The sequence below is a fragment of the Variovorax sp. MHTC-1 genome, assembly GCF_003984645.1.
Classification (GTDB): domain Bacteria; phylum Pseudomonadota; class Gammaproteobacteria; order Burkholderiales; family Burkholderiaceae_C; genus Variovorax.
Genome location: NZ_RWKI01000004.1, coordinates 310,024 through 332,576, shown reverse-complemented (window position 1 = coordinate 332,576; position 22,553 = coordinate 310,024). Strand labels below are relative to the sequence as shown.

The following is a 22,553-nucleotide window of genomic DNA, read 5'->3' as shown; positions in this document are numbered from 1 at the left end:
TGCGGCGGATACGAAAAGGGCATCGCGAACGATGCCCTTCACCTGTCTTTCTCTGTTCGACGAAAGCGGATCAGAGCGCTTTCACCAGTTCCGGCACCGCCGCGAACAGGTCGGCTTCCAGGCCGTAGTCGGCCACCGAGAAGATCGGCGCCTCCGGATCCTTGTTGATCGCCACGATCACCTTCGAATCCTTCATGCCCGCCAGGTGCTGGATCGCGCCGGAGATGCCGCAGGCGATGTAGAGCTGCGGCGCCACGATCTTGCCGGTCTGGCCGACCTGCCAGTCGTTGGGCGCGTAGCCCGCGTCCACCGCGGCGCGGCTGGCGCCGAGGCCCGCGTTGAGCTTGTCGGCCAGCGGCGCCATCACTTCGGTGAACTTCTCGGCGCTGCCGAGCGCCCGGCCACCGGAGACGATGATCTTGGCGGCCGTGAGTTCGGGACGCTCGCTCTTGGTGATTTCGCGGCCGACGAAGCTCGACTTGCCCGAATCGGCCACGCCCTCGGCGTTCTCGACCGTGGCGCTGCCGCCGGTGGCTGCCGCCGGATCGAAGCCGGTGGTGCGCACCGTGACCACCTTGATCGCATCGCTGCTCTGCACGATCGCGATCGCGTTGCCCGCGTAGATCGGGCGCTCGAAGGTGTCGGGGCTGTCGACCTTGGTGATGTCGCTGATCTGCGCGACGTCGAGCTTGGCCGCCACGCGCGGCGCCACGTTCTTGCCGTTGGCGGTGGCCGGAAACAGGATGTGGCTGTAGTTCTTGGCGATGGCCAGCACCTGGGCGGCGACGTTCTCGGCCAGGTTCTCGGCCAGCGACGGGCTGTCTGCGGCAATGACCTTGGCGACGCCCGCGATCTTGGCGGCAGCGGCAGCGGCTTCGGCGGCATTGGCGCCCGCCACCAGCACGTGCACGTCGCCGCTCTGGCAGGCGATGCCCGCGGTCACGGTGTTGAGGGTCGCCGGCTTGACGGTGGCGTGGTCGTGTTCGGCAATAACAAGTACGGTCATGTTCAGATCACCTTCGCTTCGTTCTTGAGCTTGTCCACCAGCGTGGCAACGTCGGGCACCTTGATGCCGGCGCCGCGCTTGGGCGGCTCGCTGACCTTCAGGGTCTTCAGGCGCGGCTTGACGTCCACGCCCAGGTCCTCCGGCTTGAAGGTGTCGAGCTGCTTCTTCTTGGCCTTCATGATGTTGGGCAAGGTGACGTAGCGCGGCTCGTTCAGGCGCAGGTCGGTGGTGATGACCGCGGGCAGCGTGAGCTGGATGGTTTCGAGGCCGCCGTCGACTTCGCGCGTGACCTTGACCTTGTCGCCCTCGACCTCGACCTTCGAAGCGAAGGTGGCCTGGGGCAAATCCGCGAGCGCTGCCAGCATCTGGCCGGTCTGGTTGGCGTCGTCGTCGATGGCTTGCTTGCCAAGGATGACGAGTTGCGGCTGTTCCTTGTCGACCAGCGCCTTGAGCAGCTTGGCCACGGCCAGCGGCTGCAGCTCTTCGGAGGTCTCGACCAGGATGCCGCGGTCGGCGCCGATGGCCATGGCGGTGCGCAGGGTTTCCTGGCACTTGGCATCGCCGCAGGAGACGGCGATGACTTCGGTGACCACGCCCTTTTCCTTCAGGCGGACCGCCTCTTCGACGGCGATTTCGTCGAAGGGGTTCATGCTCATCTTGACGTTGGCGATGTCGACTCCGGTGCCGTCGCTCTTGACGCGCACCTTCACGTTGAAATCGACGACCCGCTTGACGGGGACCAGGACCTTCATTGGCTTGACTCCATTGAATTGCGAAACCGGGGGTGCAGAGGATGCGAAGATTTTAGGCGCCGACCTCCGCGCGAGCTGTTCATTTCAATCACCTAGCGTGGGGCGCGAGAAAAAGAACGATCGTGCTTTTTTTGCGATTATAGGCGAGCCGCCTCAGGCGCCGAAAGGCCCGGCGGCAGCGACTCGACGCGCAGCACGCGCTGGGGATATGGAATGTCGATGCCGGCGGCGCGCAGGCCCTCGAGGATCGCGATGTTGATCGGCGAGCGGAGGTTGTCCTTGCCCTTGTCGGGATCGGCGATCCAGAAATTGAGACTGAACTCCAGTCCGTCGGGCGCGAAGTTGACGAGGAATGCGACCGGCGCGGGGTCGCTCAGCACGCGCGCCTGCGCGGCGGCCGCATCGCGCAGGATGGCCTGCACCTGCGCGACGTCGCTGTCGTAGCCGACCACGATGTTGGTCGTGATGTGGAACTTGAGGTCGGACACGGAAAGGTTCTCGACCCGGCTCGTGATCAGCGATTCGTTCGGCACGATCGACTCGCGCCCGTTGCCCTGCCGCACCAGCGTGTAGCGCGTCTTGATGTCGGTAATGCGGCCCTCGAAGCCGTCGACCTTGACGTTGTCGCCGATGCGGATCGAGCGCTCCAGCAGGATCACGAAGCCGCTCACGTAGTTGGCGGCCAGCTTCTGCAGGCCGAAGCCCAAGCCGACGCCCAGCGCGCCGCCCAGCACCGAGAGCGCCGTCAGGTCGACCCCTACCGCCGACAAGGCGAACAGCAGGCCGATCAGCAGCAGGAAGGCGCGGATCGCGTTCGACGCGACCTTGCGCATCGACAGGTCGGTCACCGAGGTGCGCAGGATGCGCTTTTCGATCGTCGAGGCGATCCACAGCGCGATCACGAGCACGATGGCGGCCGACAGAATGCCTTCCAGCATCGTGCGCAGGCTGACGCGGGTCTTGCCGAAGGCCAGCGTGACGTTCTCGAGCTCGGCAAGGACCACCGGCAGCAGCCCGACGATCCAGAGCACGGCCGCGATCCATGCGAGCCAGGAAATCGTGCGCTCGATCAGGCGAACCAGCGCCGAGGCCGGGAACACGGCTTTGAGCACCCGCGCGAACAGGCGGATCGCCGCCAGCGAGAGGAACACCGACACCGCGATGCGCAGCACCAGCACCGGCTGGAACTCGAGCGCGAAGCGGCGCGCCAGGTCGGTCAGGAGCAGCGCGAGCAGCGGGAACAGCAGGCCGTCGAAGGTGCGCTCGCCGAACCAGATCGAATCCTTGGGCTGGTCGCGACCGAACCAGCGGCAGACCGCCCAGGCCAGCGCCACGCATCCCACCAGGGCAGCAAGTTCGATCGACAGGCTGCGCGCGTCGATCTGCCCGAGGCGCTGAGTGAAGGCGCTGAAATCCATCCCAGGGCTCGCCCTAGAGATCGGCCAGCACGCGCAAGTGCGTTTCGACGCTGCGCGCGAGCGCATCGAGGTTGTAGCCGCCCTCCAGCATCGACACGATGCGCCCGCCGGCATGGCGCCGGGCCACATCGCGGATGCGCTCGGTGATCCAGGCGAAGTCGTTCTCGTTGAGCCGCAGCTGGCCCAGGTCGTCGTCGCGATGGGCGTCGAAGCCCGCGCTCACGAAGATCATTTGCGGCTTGAAGTCTTCGAGCCGCGGCATCCAGCAGGCCTCGATCAGCTCGCGCACGTCCATGCCCTTGGTGTAGGCCGGCACCGGCAGATTGAGCATGTTCGGCGCCGGATGGTCGGTGCCGCTGTACGGATAGAAGGGATGCTGGAAGAAGCCCACCATCAGCACGCGCGGGTCGTTGCTCAGGATGTCTTCGGTGCCGTTGCCGTGGTGCACGTCGAAATCGACGATCGCGACGCGTTTCAGGCCGTGCTCCTCGATCGCGTGGCGCGCAGCGATCGCCACGTTGTTGAGGACGCAGAAGCCCATCGCCTTGTCGCGGCAGGCATGGTGGCCGGGCGGCCGCACGGCGCAGAAGGCGTTGTCCAGCGTGCCGGCGATCACCGCATCGGTCGCGGCGATGGCGGCGCCAGCGGCACGGCGGGCGGCCAGCACGCTGAAGCGCGAGAGCGCGGTGTCGGGATCGAGCTGCGCGTAGCGCGGGCCGCCGGCCGGCGCGTCGGCGATCAGCCGCTGGCTCAGCGCCTCGAGGAGTTCCAGGTGTTCGACGCTGTGCGCGCGGGTGATCTGCTCCAGCGTGGCCAGCGGCACCTCTGCGCGTTCGAGCGCATCGGCGACGCCGGTCGCCAGCAGCCGGTCCTCGATCGCATCGAGCCGCTCGGGGCATTCGGGATGCCCCGGGCCCATCTCGTGTTTCCAGCAGTCGCGGTGGGTGAAATAGCCGGTTTTGCCCATGGATCGATCACGTCGTAGCCTGATGCAACGCAGGGCTGCATGGCTTTACGGTATTGTTTGCATATGGATACAAAAATGGACGTTGCCGCGAAGCTCGCCAGTTTGCTCGGCCAGCTTAACACGGTGATCGTGGGCAAAGAGGCACAGGTACGCGACTGCGTGGCCTGTCTTCTGGCCGGCGGCCACCTGCTGATCGAGGATGTGCCGGGCGTCGGCAAGACCACCCTCGCCCACGCGCTCTCGCACACCTTCGGCCTGCAGTTCTCGCGGGTTCAATTCACCGCCGACCTGATGCCGGGCGATCTCTCCGGCGTGGCGATCTACGACCGCGGACAGCAGGCCTTCGTGTTCCACCCCGGACCGATCTTCGCCCAGGTGCTGCTCGCCGATGAGATCAACCGCGCGAGCCCCAAGACCCAGAGCGCGCTCCTGGAAGCGATGGAAGAGAAGCAGGTCACGGTCGAAGGCGAGACGCGCCCTCTCCCCACCCCCTTCTTCGTGATCGCGACGCAGAACCCGCACGACCAGCTGGGCACCTTCGCGCTGCCCGAGTCGCAGCTCGACCGTTTCCTGATGCGCATCTCGCTGGGCTACCCCGACCGCGCGGCCGAGCGCGAGCTCTTGGCCGGCGCCGACCGGCGCGAGATGCTCGCGGGCCTGCCAGCGCTGCTCACCGCGGGCGAGCTCACGGCGCTGCAACAGCGCGTGCTGCAGGTGCATGCGGCCGAGCCGCTCCTGAACTACGTGCAGGACCTGATCGCCGCGACGCGCTCGGGCCGCTGGTTCCTGCAGGGCCTCTCGCCGCGCGCCGGCATCGCGGTGCTGCGCGCGGCCAAGGCGCAGGCGCTTCTGGCCAACCGCGACTACGTGGCGCCCGACGATGTGCAGGCCGTGCTGCCGCAGACCATCGCGCACCGGCTCACGCCGCTCGGCGACGCGGGCCGCGGCGCGGTCGAGCAGGTGCGCGCCATGACCGCCGCAGTCCCATTGCCGTGAAACTGCTGGCGCCGCTTCGCTCGCGCATCGACGGCTGGTTCCTCTCGCGCCGGCCGCCTTCGGACACGCTCGAGCTCACGCAGCGCAACGTCTACATCGTGCCGACGCCCGCGGGCTGGATGCTGGCCGGCACGCTGCTGCTGCTGCTGATCGCTTCGATCAACTACCAGCTCAACCTCGGCTACCTGCTGACCTTCCTGCTGGCCGGCTGCGTGGCGGTCGGCATGTATGTGTGCCACGCGACGCTGCGTGGTCTGGCGCTGCGCCTGATGGCACCGGATGCGCGCTACGCGGGCGCTGCCGCGGTGTTCCGCGTGATGTTGCACAACCGGCGGCGCAGCACGCGCTACGGCATCGGCCTGGCCGTGCGCCACAGCGGGCAATGGTCGTGGAGCGACGTGCCGGCCGAGGGCAGCGCAACGGTCGAGGTCGCCTTCAAGCCCGAACGGCGCGGCCTGCATCCGGTGCCGACGCTTACCGCCGAGACCCGCTTTCCGCTCGGCACCTTTCGCGTCTGGACGGTATGGCGGCCGGCCTCGCAGGTGCTGGTCTATCCGGCGCCCGAGCCGAACCCGCCGCCGCTGCCGCCCGGCGAACCTTTGGCCGGGCAGGCGGCGGCGTCGATGCTGCGTGCGAACGTGGCCGGCGAGTACGACGGCGTGCGCGCATACCGGCGCGGCGACCCGCTGAAGCTCGTGGTGTGGAAGCGCGCGGCGCGGGCGCAGGCCACGGGCTCGGAAGAACTCGTGAGCCGCGACACGCAGCAGGCGCAGCGGCAGGAGCTGTGGCTGGACGCGCAAGCTGCGGGCCTGCCCGGCTGGGAGGCGCGGCTGTCGCGGCTTTGCGCGTGGGTGCTGATGGCGGACCGGTTGGGCGTGGACTACGGGTTGCGGGTGGGCGGGAAGGTGGTTGCGCCTTCTCAGGGAGAGGCGCACAAGCGGCGGTGCCTGGAGGTGCTGGCTCTATGTTGAGCGGTTTACTGCTCCCTCCCCCGCCGGGGGAGGGCTGGGGTGGGGGCACTTGTCCGCTTGATTCCGTACGTTGCGCTTGGCTTGAAGCCGGAGCCGGGAATTCGCCCCGGCGGGCGAGTTACTTTCTTTGTCTCGCCAAAGAAAGTAACCAAAGAAAGGCGACCCCACTGTGCGTGTCCCTCCGCTTCGCTGCGGGCAACCTGCGGTGCTCGCTTCAGGCGGGGTCCGCGCAAACTCGCCTTCGGCTCAAACACGCGCGGCCCTTTTTCCGCCTGAAGCTGCGCTCCTCGGCACGCCCAGAGGGGATTGAACAAGGACGCGCCAGGGCGCGTCCTTGTGTTGGGGTTGGCTGTTGGGGTTCTTGGCGGCCGAGCGAAGCGAAGGCCCGAGCCACTCCCCTCTGGCTGCGCCGAGGAGCGCAGCGCAGCCGGCCGCACGCCTGCCGAAGGACAGGCGTGCTTCGTGATCTGACTTGCCGCAGCTGTTTGAGCGCAGTGAACGCAGTGAACGCAGCGAGTTCTGCGGCAGGCCGGCTGCGCGAGCACCGCAGGTTGCCCCGCAGCGCAGCTGCGGGGTCGCAGACAGTGGGGTCGCCTTTTCTTTGGTTACTTTCTTTTGGCGACGCAAAAGAAAGTGACTCGCCCGCCGGGGCGAATTCCCGGCTCCGGCTTCACCAAAGAACAGCAACGATCCAAAAGCCCAGTGCCCTCACCCCAACCCTCTCCCGGAGCGAGAGGGAGTAAAGCCGCCATGCGCCTAGCCACCAAGCTCCAGTCCTTGCCCAGGGAAGCCAGGGACACCCTCTTCCTGCTCGGCGTGATCGCGCTCATCCTGCTGCCGCAGGTCCCCAACCTGCCCTGGTGGTGCAGCACCCTCACCGCTATCGTCCTGTTCTGGCGCGGCGTCCTGGCCGTGCAGGCCAAGCCGCTGCCCAGCAGATGGTGGCGTGCCGGCCTGCTCGCGGTCACGCTGGTCGCCACCTACGCCACCCACCGCACGCTGCTGGGCCGCGACGCCGGCGTCACGCTGATCGTGATCCTGCTCGCGCTCAAGACGCTGGAGCTGCGCGCCCGGCGCGATGCCTTCGTGATCTTCTTCCTGGGCTTCTTCACGATGCTCACGAACTTCTTCTACTCGCAGTCGCTCCCCACCGCCTTCGCGATGCTGCTGGCATTGCTGGGGCTCCTGACCGCGCTGGTCAACGCCCACATGCCGGTCGGCAAGCCGCCGCTCATGCAGGCGGCGCGCACCGCGGGCTGGATGGCGCTGCTCGGCGCGCCGATCATGCTGGTGCTGTTCCTGCTGTTCCCGCGCATGGCGCCGCTCTGGGGCACGCCCAACGACGCGATGACCGGCCGCACCGGCCTCTCGAGCACGATGCGCGTGGGCAGCATCGCGCGGCTCGCGCTCGACGATGGCATCGCGGCGCGCATCAGGTTCGACGGCAACCGCGTCCCGGCGCAGCGCGACCTGTACTTTCGCGGACCGGTGCTGTCGCAGTTCGACGGCCGTGAATGGACTTCGCCGCCGCTCTTCTCGCGCGGCTTCCTGGCGCAGAACCTGCGCGTGCGCGGGGACGCCGTCGGCTACGAAGTCACGCTCGAGCCCAGCAACCGGCCCTGGTTGCTGACGCTCGATGCCGCGCCGGCCAAGCCGGAGCTGCCGGGCTACGAATTGTTCGGCACGCCCGAACTGCAGTGGTTCGCCAACCGGCCGATCGGCGATCTGGTGCGCTACCGGGCCGAGAGCTTCACCCAGTTCCAGAGCGGCCCGCAGCGTCGAACGGCCGCGTTGCAGCCCTACGTCGCGCTGCCGCCGGGCTCGAACCCGCGCACGGCCGAACTGGCCGCGCAGATGAAAAGCGACCCAGCCCTTGCCGGCGCCGCCACGGCAGCCTTCGTGCAGGCCGCAATGCAACGGCTGCGCACGGGCGGCTACAGCTACACACTAGAACCCGGCGTCTACGGCAACGACACCGCCGACGAGTTCTGGTTCGACAGGAAGGCCGGCTTCTGCGAGCACATCGCCTCCGCCTTCGTGGTGCTGATGCGCGCGCTCGACATTCCCGCGCGCATCGTCACCGGCTACCAGGGCGGCGAAATCAACGGCGTCGACAACTTCTGGACGCTGCGCCACAGCGATGCGCACGCCTGGGCCGAGGTGTGGCAGGAAGGCGCGGGCTGGGTGCGCGTCGATCCGACCGGCGCGATCTCGCCCGACCGCGTCGGCCAGTTCCAGCGCCTGGTAGCACAGCCGGGCCTCTTCGCCGGTGCGATCAACGTGATGAGCCCCACGCTGGCGCAGAACCTGCGCGCCGCCTGGGAAGCCGTGAACAACGGCTGGAACCAGTGGGTGCTCAACTACACGCAAAGCCGCCAGCTCGATCTGCTCAAGAACCTGGGCTTCGAAGCGCCGAGCCTGCAAGACCTCGCCACCGTGCTGCTCGCGCTGCTGGTCGTGGCCAGCCTGGCGGGCGCCGGGTGGACGTTGTGGGAACGCAGCCAGCACGACCCGTGGCTGCGCCTGCTCGGCCAGGCCCGCGCGCGCATGAAGAAAGCCGGCATCGAGGTGCCCGATGCGATGCCGCCGCGCCAGATGGCGGCCCGCTTGGCCGAACGCTTCGGCGCCGGCGCGCAAGGCGCAGCGGACTGGCTGCTCAAGCTCGAGGCGCAGCGCTACGCCCGAACGCCCGGGCCCGCGCTGGCCGCGCTCAAGTCCGAGTTCCGCCGCCTGGCCTGGCCGCACTGAAACCGCATGTGTCCCGCGCCGGGGCGCAGGGCACGGGCGGCACAATCGGGGCCATGCGACGCCTTCTTTCGACCGCTCTTCCGCTGGCCCTCCTCCTGCTGACTTCCCCGATCCCCGCATCGGCCCAGAAAACCGTGCGCGGCGAAACGCCCTATGCCACGCGCGAGGATGCAATGCAGTTCGCCGACGACGTCGCAGAACGGCGCGACCTCGATCGCAAATGGGTGCGCGCAACCATCGGCAACGCGCGGCTGCTGCCCAACGTGCCGCGCCTGATGCTGCCGGCGCCCAAGGGCACGGCGAAGAACTGGCGCGTCTACCGCAGCCGCTTCATCGATCCGATCCGCATCGCGGCCGGCGTGCGCTTCTGGCGCGCCAATGCCGATACGCTGGCGCGCGCCGAAGCCGAGTACGGCGTGCCGCCCGAGATCATCGTCGGCATCGTCGGCGTCGAGACCATCTACGGCCGCAACATGGGCAACTTCCGCGTCATCGACGCGCTGGCCACGCTGGCTTTCGATTTCCCGCAGGGCCATCCGCGCGCGGCCGAGCGCCAAGCCTTCTTTCGCAGCGAACTCGAGAGCTTTCTGAGCACCGAAAGCCGTACCGCGGAAGACCCGATGGTGCCGGTCGGCAGCTATGCGGGCGCGATGGGCATGCCGCAGTTCATGCCGAGCAGCATCGCCAAGTACGCGATCGACTTCGACGGCGACGGCCGCATCGACCTGGTCAACAACCCGGTCGACGTGATCGGTTCGGTGGCCAGCTATTTCAGGGCCTTCGGCTGGCAGCCGGGCATGCCGTCGATCTACCCGGTCGGCTTCGACGAGGCTCGGCTCAAGAAGGACGTGCTGATGGCGCCCGACATCCTGCCCACCTTCAGCGCCGACGCCTTCGTGGCCGGCGGCGCCGTGCTCGAGGGCGAGGCGCTCACGCACAAGGGCCTGCTCGCGCTGATCGAGCTGCAGAACGGCGCCGATGCGCCGAGCTACGTGGCCGGCACGCAGAACTTCTACGTCATCACGCGCTACAACTGGAGCAGCTACTACGCGATGTCGGTGATCGATCTCGGCCGCGAAGTCCGCGCCGCGATGGAGCAGTAGCCATGGACGCCGGCGCGCGGCGCGCTTCGTGGCTCGATGCTTGGCGCGAACTCGGCGCCGCTGCGCCCGAAGAGGCGCTGCTGGCCGAACTGCTGGCGCAATACAGCGAGCCGCATCGCGCCTACCACACGCTGCAGCACCTGGACGAATGCCTGGCCGGCCTGGCGCGCGAACGCAGCCATGCAGAGCGCCCGGCCGAGATTGCGCTCGCGCTCTGGTTCCACGACGCGATCTACGACGTGCACCGGCACGACAACGAGGCGCGGAGCGCCGACTGGGCGCAACAGGCGCTGCGGGCCGCCGGCGTCGCGGAGGATGCGGCCCGGCGTGTCCACGCGCTGGTGATGGCCACGCGCCACGATGCGCAGCCCGAGGGCACCGACGCGCAATTGCTGGTCGACATCGACCTCTCGATCCTCGGTGCGCCGGCCGCGCGCTTCGCCGAATACGAGCGGCAGATCCGCATCGAGTATGCGCACGTGCCGCCCGAAGTCTTCGCGCCGCGGCGGCGCGAGATCCTCGGCCGCTTCCTGGCGCGCGATCCCATCTATTTCACTGAATCCATCCGAACGAAACTGGAAGCTCAGGCGCGCCTCAACCTGCAGAAGGCGATCGGCTGATCAGCGCAGGCTGCTGCGCGCCATCACCTTGCCCGCAGCGTCGACGACGACGGCCTCGCCCATGGCGGCGAATTCGCCGGTGAGCGCCGTGATGTTGACCTGGTGCGTGACCCACACCTCGAAGGCGCCGGCGGAAATGCGGCCCAGCCGCTCCAGCAACGCCTGCCTGCCGCTGTTCGCAGCGTCGCCGCGGCCGAAGGTGGAGTTGAGCGGCGTCCACACCTCATAGGCGCCGAAGGCCAGCTCCGCCGTGTCCTTGCACCGGCACCAGGCACTGGAGCGCACCGCGCGCGGGCGCAGGCCGCGTGCCTTGAACCACTCGCCCGCGGCACGGGCATGCGCGCGCCCTTCCTCGCTCAGGTTGCGCTGGGTACTGCAGACATTCAACTGAAAGCCAGGCGGATCGCCGACACCGGGCGTGGTCTGCGCATGCCGCCACAGCAGCGCACACCGGCCCGCGCGCAGCCGCTCGACGAACGGATCCGCTTCGGACTGGGCATGGGCCCAGCCGGCGGCGGCCAAGCCGAGTAAGGCGAATTCACGTCGTCTGAGCATCGCGCGAGGCTAGCAAAGCGCGATCGACCCCAAAGCGAAAAGGGCTGCTGCGCCTTCGCACAGCAGCCCTCGAAGCCTTGCGCTTAGGCGCTCAGCGTGCCTTGCCTTCCTTCCAGGCCGTCAGCAGCTTGTTGTAGTCGATGGTTTCACCCTTCGGCTTTTCGTTCGCGAGCTTCTTCCATGGCGCGTGCTGGTCGCTCAGGTACTTGTTGGGATCGCCCTTGGCGTTGAGCTTGGGCGCGCACTTGGCCATGCCGGCGCGCTGCAGGCGGGCCATCACGCTGTCCATCTCGTCGGCTAGGTTGTCCATGGCTTTCTGCGGTGTCTTCTCGCCCGTCACCGCCTCGGCCACGTTCTTCCACCAGAGCTGGGCCAGCTTCGGATAGTCGGGCACGTTGGTGCCGGTCGGCGACCAGGCCACTCGCGCCGGGCTGCGATAGAACTCGACCAGACCGCCCAGCTTGGGCGCCATGTCGGTCATGGCCTTCGACTGGATGTCGGACTCGCGGATCGGCGTCAGGCCCACGATGGTCTTCTTCAGCGAGGTGGTCTTGGAAGTGATGAACTGCGCGTAGAGCCAGGCGGCGGCCGTGCGGTTCTCGTCGTGCGCGGCGAAGAAGGTCCACGAGCCCACGTCCTGGTAGCCGTTCTGCATGCCCTGCTTCCAGTACGGGCCGTTCGGGCCGGGCGCCATGCGCCACTTGGGCGTGCCGTCGGCGTTGACCACCGGCAGGCCGGGCTTGGTCATGTCGGCGGTGAAGGCCGTGTACCAGAAGATCTGCTGCGCGATCTGGCCCTGCGCCGGCACCGGGCCGGCTTCGCCGAAGGTCATGCCGGTGGCTTCCTTGGGTGCGTACTTCTTCATCCAGTCGATGTACTTGGTGAGCGCATAGACGGCCGCGGGCGAGTTGGTCGCACCGCCGCGAGAGACGCTGGCGCCGACCGGCGTGCACTTGTCGTCGCCCACGCGGATACCCCACTCGTCGATCGGCACGCCGTTGGGCGCTCCGATGTCGGCGGTGCCGGCCATCGAGAGCCAGGCGTCGGTAAAGCGCCAGCCGAGCGACGGGTCTTTCTTGCCGTAGTCCATGTGGCCGTAGATCGGCTTGCCGTCGATGGTCTTCACGTCGACGCTGAAGAACTCGGCGATGTCTTCGTAGGCGCTCCAGTTGAGCGGCACGCCCAGGTCGTAGCCGTACTTGGCCTTGAACTTCTCCTTCAGGTCCGGGCGCGCGAACAGGTCGGCGCGGAACCAGTAGAGGTTGGCGAACTGCTGGTCGGGCAACTGGTAGAGCTTGCCGTCTGGACCGGTGGTGAACTTGGTGCCGATGAAGTCCTTCAGGTCCAGGCCCGGGTTGGTGTACTCCTTCCCCTTGCCGGCCATGTAGTCGGTCAGGTTCATGATCTTGCCGTAGCGGTAGTGGGTGCCGATCAGGTCGGAGTCGGAGATCCAGCCGTCGTAGATCGACTTGCCCGACTGCATCGAGGTCTGCAGCTTCTCGACCACGTCGCCTTCCTGGATCAGGTCGTGCTTGACCTTGATGCCGGTGATCTCCTCGAAGGCCTTTGCCAGCGTCTTCGATTCGTACTCGTGCGTGGTGATGGTTTCCGACACCACCGAGATTTCCCTGACGCCCTTGTCCTGCAGCTTCTTGGCGGCGTCGATGAACCATTTCATCTCCGCTGTCTGCTGGTCCTTGCTCAGGGTCGACGGCTGGAATTCGCTGTCGATCCATTTCTTGGCCTCCGGCTCCCCGGCCCAGGCGCTCTGCAAGGCGAGTGTCGCCGCTGCCAGTGCCAACGCTGTATAGCGAATCTTCATGGATGTCTCCTCATGGTGCTTCCCGGTGTTGTGCAGATCCCGGCCCCGGGAAAGCGAAGAGCCGGACAGCGAAAAAATCATCTCAGTTGCTCAGCCGCGCTTCGCGCGACCCGCGACGCATGAAGCCGCGCACGTCGATCGGGGGAACACCGCGGAGCCGGCTTTGCCGGGCCGCTGGTGTTGCCCCAGGTGAGGGGGTTGGCGGACCACACGAAGTGGGGGAGCCTGGGGGAGAGCTTCATTTCAACCTTTGCGCATCACCAGCGCGAGCGCGAGCATCGACAGCACGAAGCTGATCCAGATCGACGGCTCGGCCTCCAGGCCGAACCACTCCTGGAACTGGCCGGCCAGGCCGATAAAGGCCAGGTTGATGTAGGCCGCGATGAGCAGCCCGATGAAAAGCCGGTCGCCGCGCGTGGTTTCCATCGGCAGCCAGCCGCGGCGCAAGGTCGTCGGCGATTTGAATTCCCACACGGTCATGCCGACCAGCATCAGCGCGATGCAGCTGAAGAAAACGGCCACCGGGGTGGTCCAGACCATCCATTCAAACATTTCAAATCTCCTTTCTTCGTTCCCTCTCCCTCCGGGAGAGGGAGCAAGTCATCAAACCCGCCCCATCGCAAAACCTTTGGCGATGTAGTGACGCACGAACCAGATCACGATCGCGCCCGGCACGATGGTCAGCACACCGGCCGCTGCCAGCGTGGCCCAGTCCATGCCCGAGGCGCTCACGGTGCGCGTCATCGTGGCCACGATCGGCTTGGCGTTCACGCTGGTGAGCGTGCGCGCCAGCAGCAGTTCGACCCAGCTGAACATGAAGCAGAAGAAGGCCGCGACGCCGACGCCGGCCTTGATCAGCGGCAGGAAGATGGTGAGGAAGAAGCGCGGGAAGGAATAGCCGTCGATGTAGGCGGTCTCGTCGATCTCGCGCGGAATGCCGCTCATGAAGCCTTCCAGGATCCACACCGCCAGCGGCACGTTGAAGAGCAGGTGCGCGAGCGCCACGCCCAGGTGCGTGTCCATCAGCCCGACCGTGGTGTAGAGCTGGAAGAAAGGCAGCAGGAACACGGCAGGCGGCGTCATGCGGTTGGTCAGCAGCCAGAAGAACACATGCTTGTCGCCGAGGAACGAATAGCGCGAGAAGGCATAGGCCGCCGGCAGCGCGACGGTAAGCGAGATCACCGTGTTGATGCCGACGTAGATCAGGCTGTTGATGTAGCCCGAGTACCACGACTCGTCGGTGAAGATGCGCGCGTAGTTGGCCCAGGTGAACTGCTGCGGAAAGAAGGAGAAGCTCGAAAGAATCTCCTCGTTCGTCTTGAAGCTCATGTTGACCATCCAGTAGATGGGCAGGAGCGCGAACAGGATGTAGAGCAGCAGGAAGAAGCTGCGCTTGCGGAAGCGGCGTTCGTTCATTGTGGTTCCTCCACCTCTTGCGTGCCGACCCGCTGCATCCAGTTGTAGAGCACGAAGCACAGGAGCAGGATGATCAGGAAATAGATCAGCGAGAAGGCCGCTGCCGGACCGAGGTCGAACTGGCCGACGGCCTTCTGCGTCAGATACTGGCTCAGGAAGGTGGTCGCATTGCCCGGACCGCCGCCGGTCAGCACGAAGGGTTCGGTGTAGATCATGAAGCTGTCCATGAAACGCAGCAGCACTGCGATCACCAGCACGCCGCGCATCTTGGGCAGCTGGATGTAGCGGAACACCGCGAACTTGCTCGCGCCGTCGATGCGCGCGGCCTGGTAGTAGGCGTCGGGGATCGAGCGCAGCCCGGCGTAGCAAAGCAACGCGACCAGCGGCGTCCAGTGCCAGACGTCCATCACCAGCACCGTGAGCCAGGCATCGCGTGCGTTGCCGGTGTAGCTGTAGTCGATGCCCAGCTTCTGCAGCGCCCAGCCGAAGAGGCCGATGTCGGCGCGCCCGAAGATCTGCCAGATGGTGCCGACGACGTTCCACGGAATAAGCAGCGAAAGCGCAACGACCACCAGCACGGCCGAGGACTTCCAGCCGGTCGAGGGCATCGACAGCGCAAGGCAGATGCCCAGCGGGATCTCGACCATGAGTACGGCGAGCGAGAAGCCGAGCTGGCGCCACAGCGCTGCGTGCAACTCGTCGTCGCGCATCACCGCGGCGAACCATTCGGTGCCGACGAACACGCGCCGCTCGGGCGAGATGATGTCCTGCACCGAATAGTTGACCACCGTCATCAGCGGCACGATGGCCGAGAAGGCGACGCACAGCAGCACCGGCAATACCAGCCACCAGGCCTTCTGGTTGATGGGTTTCACGGTTCCGTTCATGTCTGCCCCCACGCTCGGCACTTTGTGTCCTCGCTGCCCCCAAGGGGGGCGCGAGCTTGCTTGAAGCGGTTCTGCGCTGCGCTCATGCCACCAGCTCCTCGTTGCGGTAATAGCAGGTGTGCTTGTCCACCACCCTGAGCCAGACCGGCTCGCCCACGGCCGGCACGCGTGCATCCGAATGCAGGCGCGCCTTGAGCAGGTTGTCGCCGACCTGGGCGCTCAGCATCTGGTGCGTGCCGACGTCCTGCAGCTGCGTCACCGTCGCCCTCAATGCACCGGGCGACTGGAGCTCGGCCAGCGCGAGGTACTCGGGCCGGATGCCGAGCTTGAGCGCGCCTTCGGGCAGCGTCCGCGGCAGCGCGAGCCGGTTGCCCGCGATCTCCAGAACGCCGCCCGCGCACTGCGCCGGCAGGAAGTTCATGCCGGGCGAGCCGATGAAGTGGCCGACGAAGGTGTGGGCCGGCCGCTCGAACAACGCCTCGGCACTGCCGACCTGCACCGCCTTGCCGCGCGTCATCACGACCACCTCTTCGGCGAAGGTCAGCGCCTCGACCTGGTCGTGCGTGACGTAGATCAGCGTGAGCTTGAGCTCGCGGTGGATCTGCTTGAGCTTGCGCCGCAGCTGCCACTTGAGGTGCGGATCGATCACCGTCAGCGGCTCGTCGAAGAGCACCGCCGACACGTCGCTGCGCACCAGTCCGCGGCCGAGCGAGATCTTCTGCTTCGCGTCGGCGGCAAGGCCGGCGGCGCGCTGGTTGAGCTGGCCACTCATGTCGAGCATCTCGGCGATCTCGCCCACGCGCTTCTTGATCTGCTCGGCCGGCAGCTGGCGGTTGCGCAGCGGGAAGGCGAGGTTCTGCGCCACCGTCATCGTGTCGTAGATCACCGGGAACTGGAACACTTGCGCGATGTTGCGCTGCTGCGGCGTCTCCAGCGTCACGTCGCGGCCGTTGAAGCGCACGCTGCCCTGCGAGGGCGCGAGCAGGCCCGAGATGATGTTGAGCATGGTGGTCTTGCCGCAGCCCGAGGGGCCGAGCAAGGCGTAGGCCCCGCCGTCGCGGAAGCTCATCTTGAGCGGCAGCAGCGCGTAGTCGCTGTCCTCCCTCGGATTGGGGCGGTAGGCATGGGCGAGGTCGAGCTCGATGCGGGCCATGTCAGTCTCCTTTCCTGCGCCATGCCGGCGCCACGGCGAGCCGCTCGCCGGCGTCGAACACGTAGGCCTGCGATGCCGCGAAGTACAAGGTGATGGCAGTGCCGAGCTCGAAGCGGTGCACGCCGGTGAGCTGCGCCACGAGCTCGCCCACCAGCGTCTCCGCATGCACGAAGGTGTCGGAACCCGAGATCTCGGCCAGCTCGACCTTGCCGGGCAAGGCGATGTCGCCCTCTCCCGCGTTCACGTTCAGCGCGCTCGAGCGCAGGCCGATGGTCACGGAGCCTTCCACGCCGTCCGGCAGCGCGATCGGCAGCATGGGCCCGCCCTCGAGCTGCACGCCGCCGGCGACCGCGCGGCCAGCCAGCAGGTTCATCGGCGGATCGCTGAAGGCGCGCGCCACGCGCAGCGACTGCGGCGCATGGAACACCTCGGCCGTCGGCCCGTACTGCAGCAGCTCGCCGGCATCCATCACCGCGGTGTAGCCGCCCAGCAGCAGCGCCTCGCCGGGCTCGGTGGTCGCATAGATCACGGTCGAGTCGCCGGTGGCGAAGAGCTGCGTGAGTTCTTCACGCAGGCCTTCGCGCAGCTTGTAGTCGAGGTTGACCAGCGGCTCGTCGAGCAGCATCAGCGGCGCGTTCTTGGCCAGCGCGCGCGCCAGCGCCACGCGCTGCTGCTGCCCGCCCGAGAGCTCGGCCGGGTAGCGGTCGAGGAACATGCCGATGTGCAGCTTGTCGGCCAGCTCGCGCACCTTTGCGTCGACGTTCTTTTCGCCGCGCAGCTTGAGCGGCGAGCCGATGTTCTTGGCCACGGTCAGCGAGGGATAGTTGATGAACTGCTGGTAGACCATGGCCACGTTGCGCTCGCGCACCGGCACGCCGGTCACGTCCTTGCCGTCGACCAGCACCATGCCTTCGGTCGGCGTGTCGAGTCCTGCCATCAATCGCATCAGGCTGGTCTTGCCGGCCTGCGTGGCGCCCAGCAGCACCGTCACCGCGCCGTGCCTCGGCGCGATGCTCTGCGGGTAGAGCCAGGTCTGGGCGCCCACCTTCTTGGTGACGCGCTCGAGTGTCAGTTGCATGAAATCGCCTCTTGCTGCCGCGAGGCGTTGGCCTGCATCCAGGCGCCGACGCGCTCGCGTTGTTCCGGTGTGAAATGCAGGCCCAGCTTGGAGCGGCGCCACAGCACGTCATCGGCGCTGCAGGCCCATTCCTCGTCCTGCAGGTAGCGCAGCTCGCGCTCGTGCAGGCCGGGCGCCACGGGGGCGCCGAGCTCGGCCATCGATCGCGCGTCGCCGATCACCTTCGAGATGCGGGCGCCGTACGCGCGCGTGAGCCGGCGCGCCAGCGCGGCGTCGAGCCACGGGTGCTTCGAGCGCACCGCTGCCACGAAGCGCTCGAAGTCGTCGTCGGGCCGCGCGGCGGCGCCGATCCAGTCCGACAGGTCGCCGCCTGCGAGAAAGGCGCCCTCGGTCCATGCCGGCCGCGCCTCGCCGAGCATGCGCCCGACCTCGTCGGCCGCGTCTTCGGCGAGCTTGCGAAAGGTGGTGATCTTGCCGCCCCACACCGAGAGCAGCGGCGCCGCAGCGGTGTTCGATTCGAGCATGTAGTCTCGCGTGACGGCCGAGGGGTCGCCCGAGTCGTCGTCGAGCAGCGGCCGCACCCCCGAGTAGGTCCACGCCACGTCGGCCGGTATGACGGGCTTCTCGAAGTAGCGGCTGGCCTGCGTGCAGAGGTAGTCGATCTCGTCCTGGCCGATGCGCGCCGCGCCGGGATCGTCGCCCTTGAGCTCGATGTCGGTGGTGCCGATCAGCGTGAAGTCGTCCTGGTAGGGGATCGCGAAGATGATCCGCTTGTCGGGGTTCTGGAAGATGTAGGCGTGGTCGTGCTTGAAGAGGCGCGGCACCACGATGTGACTGCCCTTGACCAGCCGCAGATGCCGCGTGGCCAGCGCTTCGCCCTTCGCCGCATGGGCCACGCCGCGCAGAAAGGATTCGGCCCAAGGCCCGGCCGCATTGACCACGGCGCGCGCGCGCACGGTGCGCTGGCCGCCGTCCGCGGATTCGAGTAGCGCGGTCCACCCGCCGGCATCGCGCTGTGCGCTCACGCAGCGCGTGCGCGTCAGCACCTCGGCGCCCTTGGCGCGCGCATCGAGCGCATTGAGCACCACCAGCCGCGCGTCGTCGACCCAGCCGTCGGAGTAGACGAAGCCGCGTTCGAATTGCGGCTTGAGCGGCTCGCCCGCCGCGTGGCTGCGCAGGTCGATGGCGCGCGACCCCGGCAGCACCTCGCGCTTGGCCAGGTGGTCATACATGAAGAGGCCGATGCGCACCATCCACGCCGGCCGCATCGAAGGGTCGTGCGGCATCACGAAGCGCAGCGGCCACATGATGTGCGGCGCGCTCTTGAGCAGCACCTCGCGCTCCTGCAGCGCCTTGCGCACCAGCGAGAACTCGTAGTACTCGAGGTAGCGCAGCCCGCCGTGGATCAGCTTGGTGGAGGAGGACGAAGTGTGCGCCGCGAGATCGTCCTTCTCGCACAGCAGCACCCGAAAGCCGCGGCCTGCGAGATCGCGCGCGATGCCGCAGCCATTGATGCCGCCGCCGACGATGAGCACGTCGCAGTCGGTGATGGCGGCGGAGGTGGACGGGGGAATGGCGCTCACGGCAGAAGGAGGAAGGGACCTGTGAATGTGTTCACTTATTTCGCCGGTGGCGTTTTCGTATTCTTTCATTTTGATTCCTTACGGCGCGATTCTCCTCGGCGTTAACCCTTAAATCCATTCGTTTTCTTTCGTTCTAAAGTAGCGCGCCGCGCGCTCTCTTTCCATTCAGTGAATTCCAATCCCCGTCAACTCAAGCTGCTCAACACCGTCCGCGCGCGTGGTTCGATCACGGTCGAACAGCTGGCCGAGATGCTCGACGTGACGCTGCAGACCGTGCGCCGCGACGTGCAGCGCCTGGCCGACGAAGGCCTGCTGACGCGCTTCCATGGCGGCGTGCGCGTGCCGAGCTCGACCACCGAGAACATCGGCTACCAGCAGCGCGAGACGCTCCATGCCGAAGGCAAGGCGCGCATCGCGCGCGCCGTGGCCGCGCGGGTGCCGAACGACTGCTCGCTGATCCTCAACATCGGCACCACCACCGAGGCGATCGCGAAGGCGCTGCTGCAGCACACCGGGCTGCGCGTGATCACCAACAACCTCAATGTCGCGACCATCCTGAGCGACAACCCGAATTGCGAGGTGATCGTGGCGGGCGGCTCGGTACGGCTGCGCGACCGCGCGATCGTGGGCGAGGCCACGGTCGACTTCATCCGCCAGTTCAAAGTCGACATTGCGCTGATTGGCGTTTCCAGCATCGAGGCCGACGGCACGCTGCGCGACTTCGACCTGCGCGAGGTGAAAGTGGCGCAGACCATCATTGCGCAGGCGCGCGAGGTCTGGCTCGCGGCCGACGCGAGCAAGTTCAACCGCCCTGCCATGATCGAGCTGGCGAAGCTGTCGCAGATCGATTGCCTCTTTACCGACGCCGAGCCGCCGCCGCCGTTTCCGGAGCTGTTGGAACGAGCGCAAGTGCGATGCGAGATCGCGTCCCCGAGCCGTTCGGGCTGAGCTTGTCGAAGCCTCGGCCGCACTTAACAGAGAGAACTCAGCCCATGACCTACCTGCTCGCCCTGGACCAGGGCACCTCCAGCTCCCGCAGCATCGTCTTCGATCGCGAGGGCCGCATCGTCGCCATCGCCCAGCAGGAGCTCACCCAGATCTACCCGCAGCCCGGCTGGGTCGAGCACGACCCGTTGGAGATCTGGAGCAGCCAGCTCGCGACCGCGCGCGAGGTGCTCACGAAGGCCAAGCTCAAGGCGACCGACATCCATGCCGTGGGCATCACCAACCAGCGCGAGACCACCGTGCTGTGGAACCGCAAGACCGGCCAGCCGGTGCACCACGCCATCGTCTGGCAGGACCGGCGCGCCGAGCCGTTGTGCGCGAAGCTGCGCGAAGACGGCATGACCGACACCATCCGCGACAAGACCGGCCTCGTGATCGATGCCTACTTCTCCGGCACCAAGCTGCGCTGGCTGCTCGACAACGTGCCCGGCGCGCGCGCCGCGGCCGAGCGCGGCGAGCTGGCCTTCGGCACGGTGGACAGTTGGCTGATCTGGCAATTGACCGGCGGCAAGGTGCACGTCACCGATGTCAGCAACGCCTCGCGCACCATGCTCTTCAATGTGCGCAGCAACCAGTGGGATGCCGATCTGCTCAAGGCGCTGGACATCCCCGCTTCACTGATGCCCGACGTGAAGCCTTCGAGCGCGCACTTCGCCGACACCGACGTGGGATTGTTCGAACGCAGCCTGCCCGTCGGCGGCGTGGCCGGCGACCAGCAGAGCGCCCTCTTCGGCCAGGCCTGCTTCGAGGCCGGCATGGCCAAGAACACCTACGGCACCGGCTGCTTCCTGCTGATGCACACCGGCGGCGCCTTCCAGCCCTCGCAGAACGGCCTGCTCGTGACCAGCGCGGCCCAGACCAGCGCCCAGCCGCAGTACGCGATGGAAGGCAGCGTGTTCGTCGGCGGCGCGGTCGTGCAGTGGCTGCGCGACGGCTTGAAAGCGATTCAAGGCAGCGCGCAGGTGCAGGCGCTGGCCGAGAGCGTGCCCGATGCGGGCGGCGTGATGATGGTGCCGGCCTTTACCGGCCTCGGCGCGCCCTATTGGAACGCGGACGCGCGCGGGACTATCACTGGACTCACGCGAGGCACGACGGTCGCGCACATCGCGCGCGCGGCGCTGGAGAGCATCGCGTACCAAAGCGCGGCGCTGCTGCAGGCCATGAGCCGCGACGCCGTCGCCGCGGGCGGCACGCCGGTGGCGGAGCTGCGCGTCGATGGCGGCGCAGCCGTCAACGATCTGCTGATGCAGTTTCAGGCGGATCTGCTGGGGATTCCGGTAGTGCGGCCTGAGGTCATCGAGACCACGGCCCTGGGTGCGGCCTACCTCGCAGGCCTCTTCACCGGCGTTTACCGCGACGTGGGTGAGCTGTCGAAGCAGTGGCGCGTCGAGCGGCGCTTCATGCCTACGCTGAGCCGGGCGAAGGCTGAGGAGAAGATGGAGCGGTGGGAGCTGGCGGTAAGGAGGGCGACGCTGGTTTGAACGGGCGCCGCCTCAATCCAGCAGCCCCATAGCCTCAGTGCCCAGGCACCAAAAAGTCCTGGCTGATCCGCCACCCCAGCTCATTCACCCGATCGAGAAACTGCGTGAGGTAGGCATGCAGTCCCGTCGCCAGGATCTCATCGACCCGCGCGTACTGCAGATCGGCCAATAGCTTCCCCGCACGCCGCTGCGTCTCCGCGCTCTGGTCGTTCTGCACCTTTGCCAGATTGCTCACCACCTCGACCAGGCTCGCATGCAGCGAACGCGGCATGTCGGCGCGCAAGATGAGCAGTTCGGCCACGCGCTCCGGCTTGATCACGTCGCGGTACACCTTGCGGTAGACCTCGAAGGCCGAGACGCTGCGCAGGATCGCGCTCCAGTGATAGAAGTCGTACTCCTGGTCTTCCTCGGTGGCGGTGCCGAAGAATTCGCTGTTTAGCGCATGGAACTTCACGTCGACCAGGCGCGCCGTGTTGTCCGCGCGCTCCAGGAAGGTGCCGAGGCGCGAGAAGTGGAAAGCCTCATCCTGCAGCATGGTGCCCAGGGTCACGCCGCGCGAGAGGTGCGAGCGGAACTTGACCCATTCGAAGAACTGGCCCGGGTCGCGCTCGAATTCGCCGGCGCGCAGCATACGGTTGACCTCGAGCCAGGTCGTGTTCTGCGTTTCCCAGGCTTCGGTGGTGAGCGCACCGCGCACGGCCCGCGCGTTCTCGCGCGCGGCACGAAGGCAGGAGACGATCGACGAGGGATTGGACTCGTCCTTGACCATGAACTCCATCACCTCGCCTGGATTGATCTGGTCGTGCTTCTCGTTAAAGGCGGGCAGCAGCTCGCTGATGGAGAGCAGGCCCTGCCAGCCGTACTTGGCGACCTCGGCGGATTGCGGCAAGAGCGATGTCTGGTAGTTGACGTCCAACATGCGCGCGGTGTTTTCGGCCCGTTCGGTATAGCGCGACATCCAGTAGAGGTGATCGGCGGTGCGTGACAACATG

20 protein-coding genes are annotated in these 22,553 nt (G+C 67.1%); 7 read left to right on the top strand and 13 right to left on the bottom strand.

The genetic code is table 11. From position 1 onward, the window contains the following. Positions 1 to 70: 70 nt before the first annotated feature. The 4 genes from EJI01_RS09585 to EJI01_RS09570 all read right to left on the bottom strand — a co-directional run bounded on the left by EJI01_RS09585 (position 71) and on the right by EJI01_RS09570 (position 4,143). Positions 71 to 1,006: an electron transfer flavoprotein subunit alpha/FixB family protein gene (locus EJI01_RS09585; RefSeq protein WP_126836874.1), complete on the bottom strand. Its 936-nt coding sequence runs from the start codon at positions 1,004 to 1,006 to the stop codon at positions 71 to 73. Positions 1,007 to 1,008: 2 nt separating this feature from the next. Then, positions 1,009 to 1,758: an electron transfer flavoprotein subunit beta/FixA family protein gene (locus tag EJI01_RS09580; RefSeq protein ID WP_093112348.1), complete on the bottom strand. Its 750-nt coding sequence runs from the start codon at positions 1,756 to 1,758 to the stop codon at positions 1,009 to 1,011. A gap of 137 nt (positions 1,759 to 1,895) precedes the next feature. Continuing rightward, a complete protein-coding gene (locus EJI01_RS09575; RefSeq protein ID WP_126836873.1) occupies positions 1,896 to 3,176 on the bottom strand; it encodes a mechanosensitive ion channel family protein in 1,281 nt (426 codons plus the stop codon). Between the two features lie 13 nt (positions 3,177 to 3,189). Further along, the gene (locus tag EJI01_RS09570; protein ID WP_126836872.1) at positions 3,190 to 4,143 is read right to left on the bottom strand and encodes a histone deacetylase family protein; all 954 of its coding nucleotides are present in this window, start codon (positions 4,141 to 4,143) and stop codon (positions 3,190 to 3,192) included. 75 nt (positions 4,144 to 4,218) lie between these two features. Here EJI01_RS09570 and EJI01_RS09565 point away from each other — a divergent pair, with 75 nt between their 5' ends. From EJI01_RS09565 to EJI01_RS09540, 5 genes are all read left to right on the top strand, one after another. Further along, entirely contained in the window at positions 4,219 to 5,139 is a 921-nt protein-coding gene (locus tag EJI01_RS09565; protein WP_093102643.1) for an AAA family ATPase, read from the top strand. A 2-nt stretch (positions 5,140 to 5,141) separates the two neighbouring features. Beyond that, a complete protein-coding gene (locus EJI01_RS09560; RefSeq protein ID WP_126836948.1) occupies positions 5,142 to 6,110 on the top strand; it encodes a DUF58 domain-containing protein in 969 nt (322 codons plus the stop codon). A 750-nt stretch (positions 6,111 to 6,860) separates the two neighbouring features. After that, a complete protein-coding gene (locus EJI01_RS09550; protein ID WP_126836870.1) occupies positions 6,861 to 8,858 on the top strand; it encodes a transglutaminaseTgpA domain-containing protein in 1,998 nt (665 codons plus the stop codon). 53 nt (positions 8,859 to 8,911) lie between these two features. Next, entirely contained in the window at positions 8,912 to 9,961 is a 1,050-nt protein-coding gene (gene mltB, locus EJI01_RS09545) for a lytic murein transglycosylase B (protein WP_126836869.1), read from the top strand. Positions 9,962 to 9,963: 2 nt separating this feature from the next. Continuing rightward, on the top strand, positions 9,964 to 10,581 hold the full coding sequence (locus EJI01_RS09540; protein ID WP_126836868.1) for an N-methyl-D-aspartate receptor NMDAR2C subunit: 618 nt from the start codon (positions 9,964 to 9,966) through the stop codon (positions 10,579 to 10,581). Here the strand turns inward: EJI01_RS09540 and EJI01_RS09535 are convergent, their stop codons facing one another. The 8 genes from EJI01_RS09535 to glpD form a co-directional block, all read right to left on the bottom strand. Further along, positions 10,582 to 11,136 (bottom strand): histidine phosphatase family protein, encoded by a 555-nt coding sequence (locus EJI01_RS09535; RefSeq protein WP_126836867.1) that lies wholly within the window; start codon positions 11,134 to 11,136, stop codon positions 10,582 to 10,584. It abuts the gene before it with no gap. Positions 11,137 to 11,227: 91 nt separating this feature from the next. Then, the gene (locus EJI01_RS09530; RefSeq protein ID WP_126836866.1) at positions 11,228 to 12,958 is read right to left on the bottom strand and encodes an ABC transporter substrate-binding protein; all 1,731 of its coding nucleotides are present in this window, start codon (positions 12,956 to 12,958) and stop codon (positions 11,228 to 11,230) included. A 243-nt stretch (positions 12,959 to 13,201) separates the two neighbouring features. Then, entirely contained in the window at positions 13,202 to 13,510 is a 309-nt protein-coding gene (locus tag EJI01_RS09525) for a DUF2160 domain-containing protein (protein ID WP_126836865.1), read from the bottom strand. 51 nt (positions 13,511 to 13,561) lie between these two features. Further along, positions 13,562 to 14,374 carry a carbohydrate ABC transporter permease gene (locus EJI01_RS09520; protein ID WP_126836864.1) on the bottom strand — a complete coding sequence of 271 codons (813 nt, stop codon included), beginning with the start codon at positions 14,372 to 14,374 and terminating at the stop codon, positions 13,562 to 13,564. Next, positions 14,371 to 15,261, bottom strand: a complete 891-nt coding sequence (locus EJI01_RS09515; protein WP_126836863.1) for a carbohydrate ABC transporter permease — start codon at positions 15,259 to 15,261, stop codon at positions 14,371 to 14,373. Before EJI01_RS09515 ends, EJI01_RS09520 begins: the two co-directional genes overlap by 4 nt. Positions 15,262 to 15,343: 82 nt before the next feature. After that, positions 15,344 to 16,414, bottom strand: a complete 1,071-nt coding sequence (locus tag EJI01_RS09510) for an ABC transporter ATP-binding protein (protein WP_126836862.1) — start codon at positions 16,412 to 16,414, stop codon at positions 15,344 to 15,346. Between the two features lies 1 nt (position 16,415). Further along, positions 16,416 to 17,492 carry an ABC transporter ATP-binding protein gene (locus EJI01_RS09505; protein WP_126836861.1) on the bottom strand — a complete coding sequence of 359 codons (1,077 nt, stop codon included), beginning with the start codon at positions 17,490 to 17,492 and terminating at the stop codon, positions 16,416 to 16,418. Continuing rightward, positions 17,483 to 19,075, bottom strand: a complete 1,593-nt coding sequence (glpD, locus tag EJI01_RS09500; protein ID WP_409513941.1) for a glycerol-3-phosphate dehydrogenase — start codon at positions 19,073 to 19,075, stop codon at positions 17,483 to 17,485. Before glpD ends, EJI01_RS09505 begins: the two co-directional genes overlap by 10 nt. A gap of 168 nt (positions 19,076 to 19,243) precedes the next feature. Here glpD and EJI01_RS09495 point away from each other — a divergent pair, with 168 nt between their 5' ends. Both EJI01_RS09495 and glpK read left to right on the top strand, forming a co-directional pair. Then, on the top strand, positions 19,244 to 20,023 hold the full coding sequence (locus tag EJI01_RS09495; RefSeq protein WP_126836859.1) for a DeoR/GlpR family DNA-binding transcription regulator: 780 nt from the start codon (positions 19,244 to 19,246) through the stop codon (positions 20,021 to 20,023). A gap of 44 nt (positions 20,024 to 20,067) precedes the next feature. Next, entirely contained in the window at positions 20,068 to 21,561 is a 1,494-nt protein-coding gene (glpK, locus tag EJI01_RS09490) for a glycerol kinase GlpK (RefSeq protein WP_126836858.1), read from the top strand. 34 nt (positions 21,562 to 21,595) lie between these two features. Here the strand turns inward: glpK and EJI01_RS09485 are convergent, their stop codons facing one another. Beyond that, positions 21,596 to 22,552, bottom strand: a complete 957-nt coding sequence (locus EJI01_RS09485; protein ID WP_126836857.1) for an alpha-E domain-containing protein — start codon at positions 22,550 to 22,552, stop codon at positions 21,596 to 21,598. Position 22,553 lies beyond the last annotated feature (1 nt).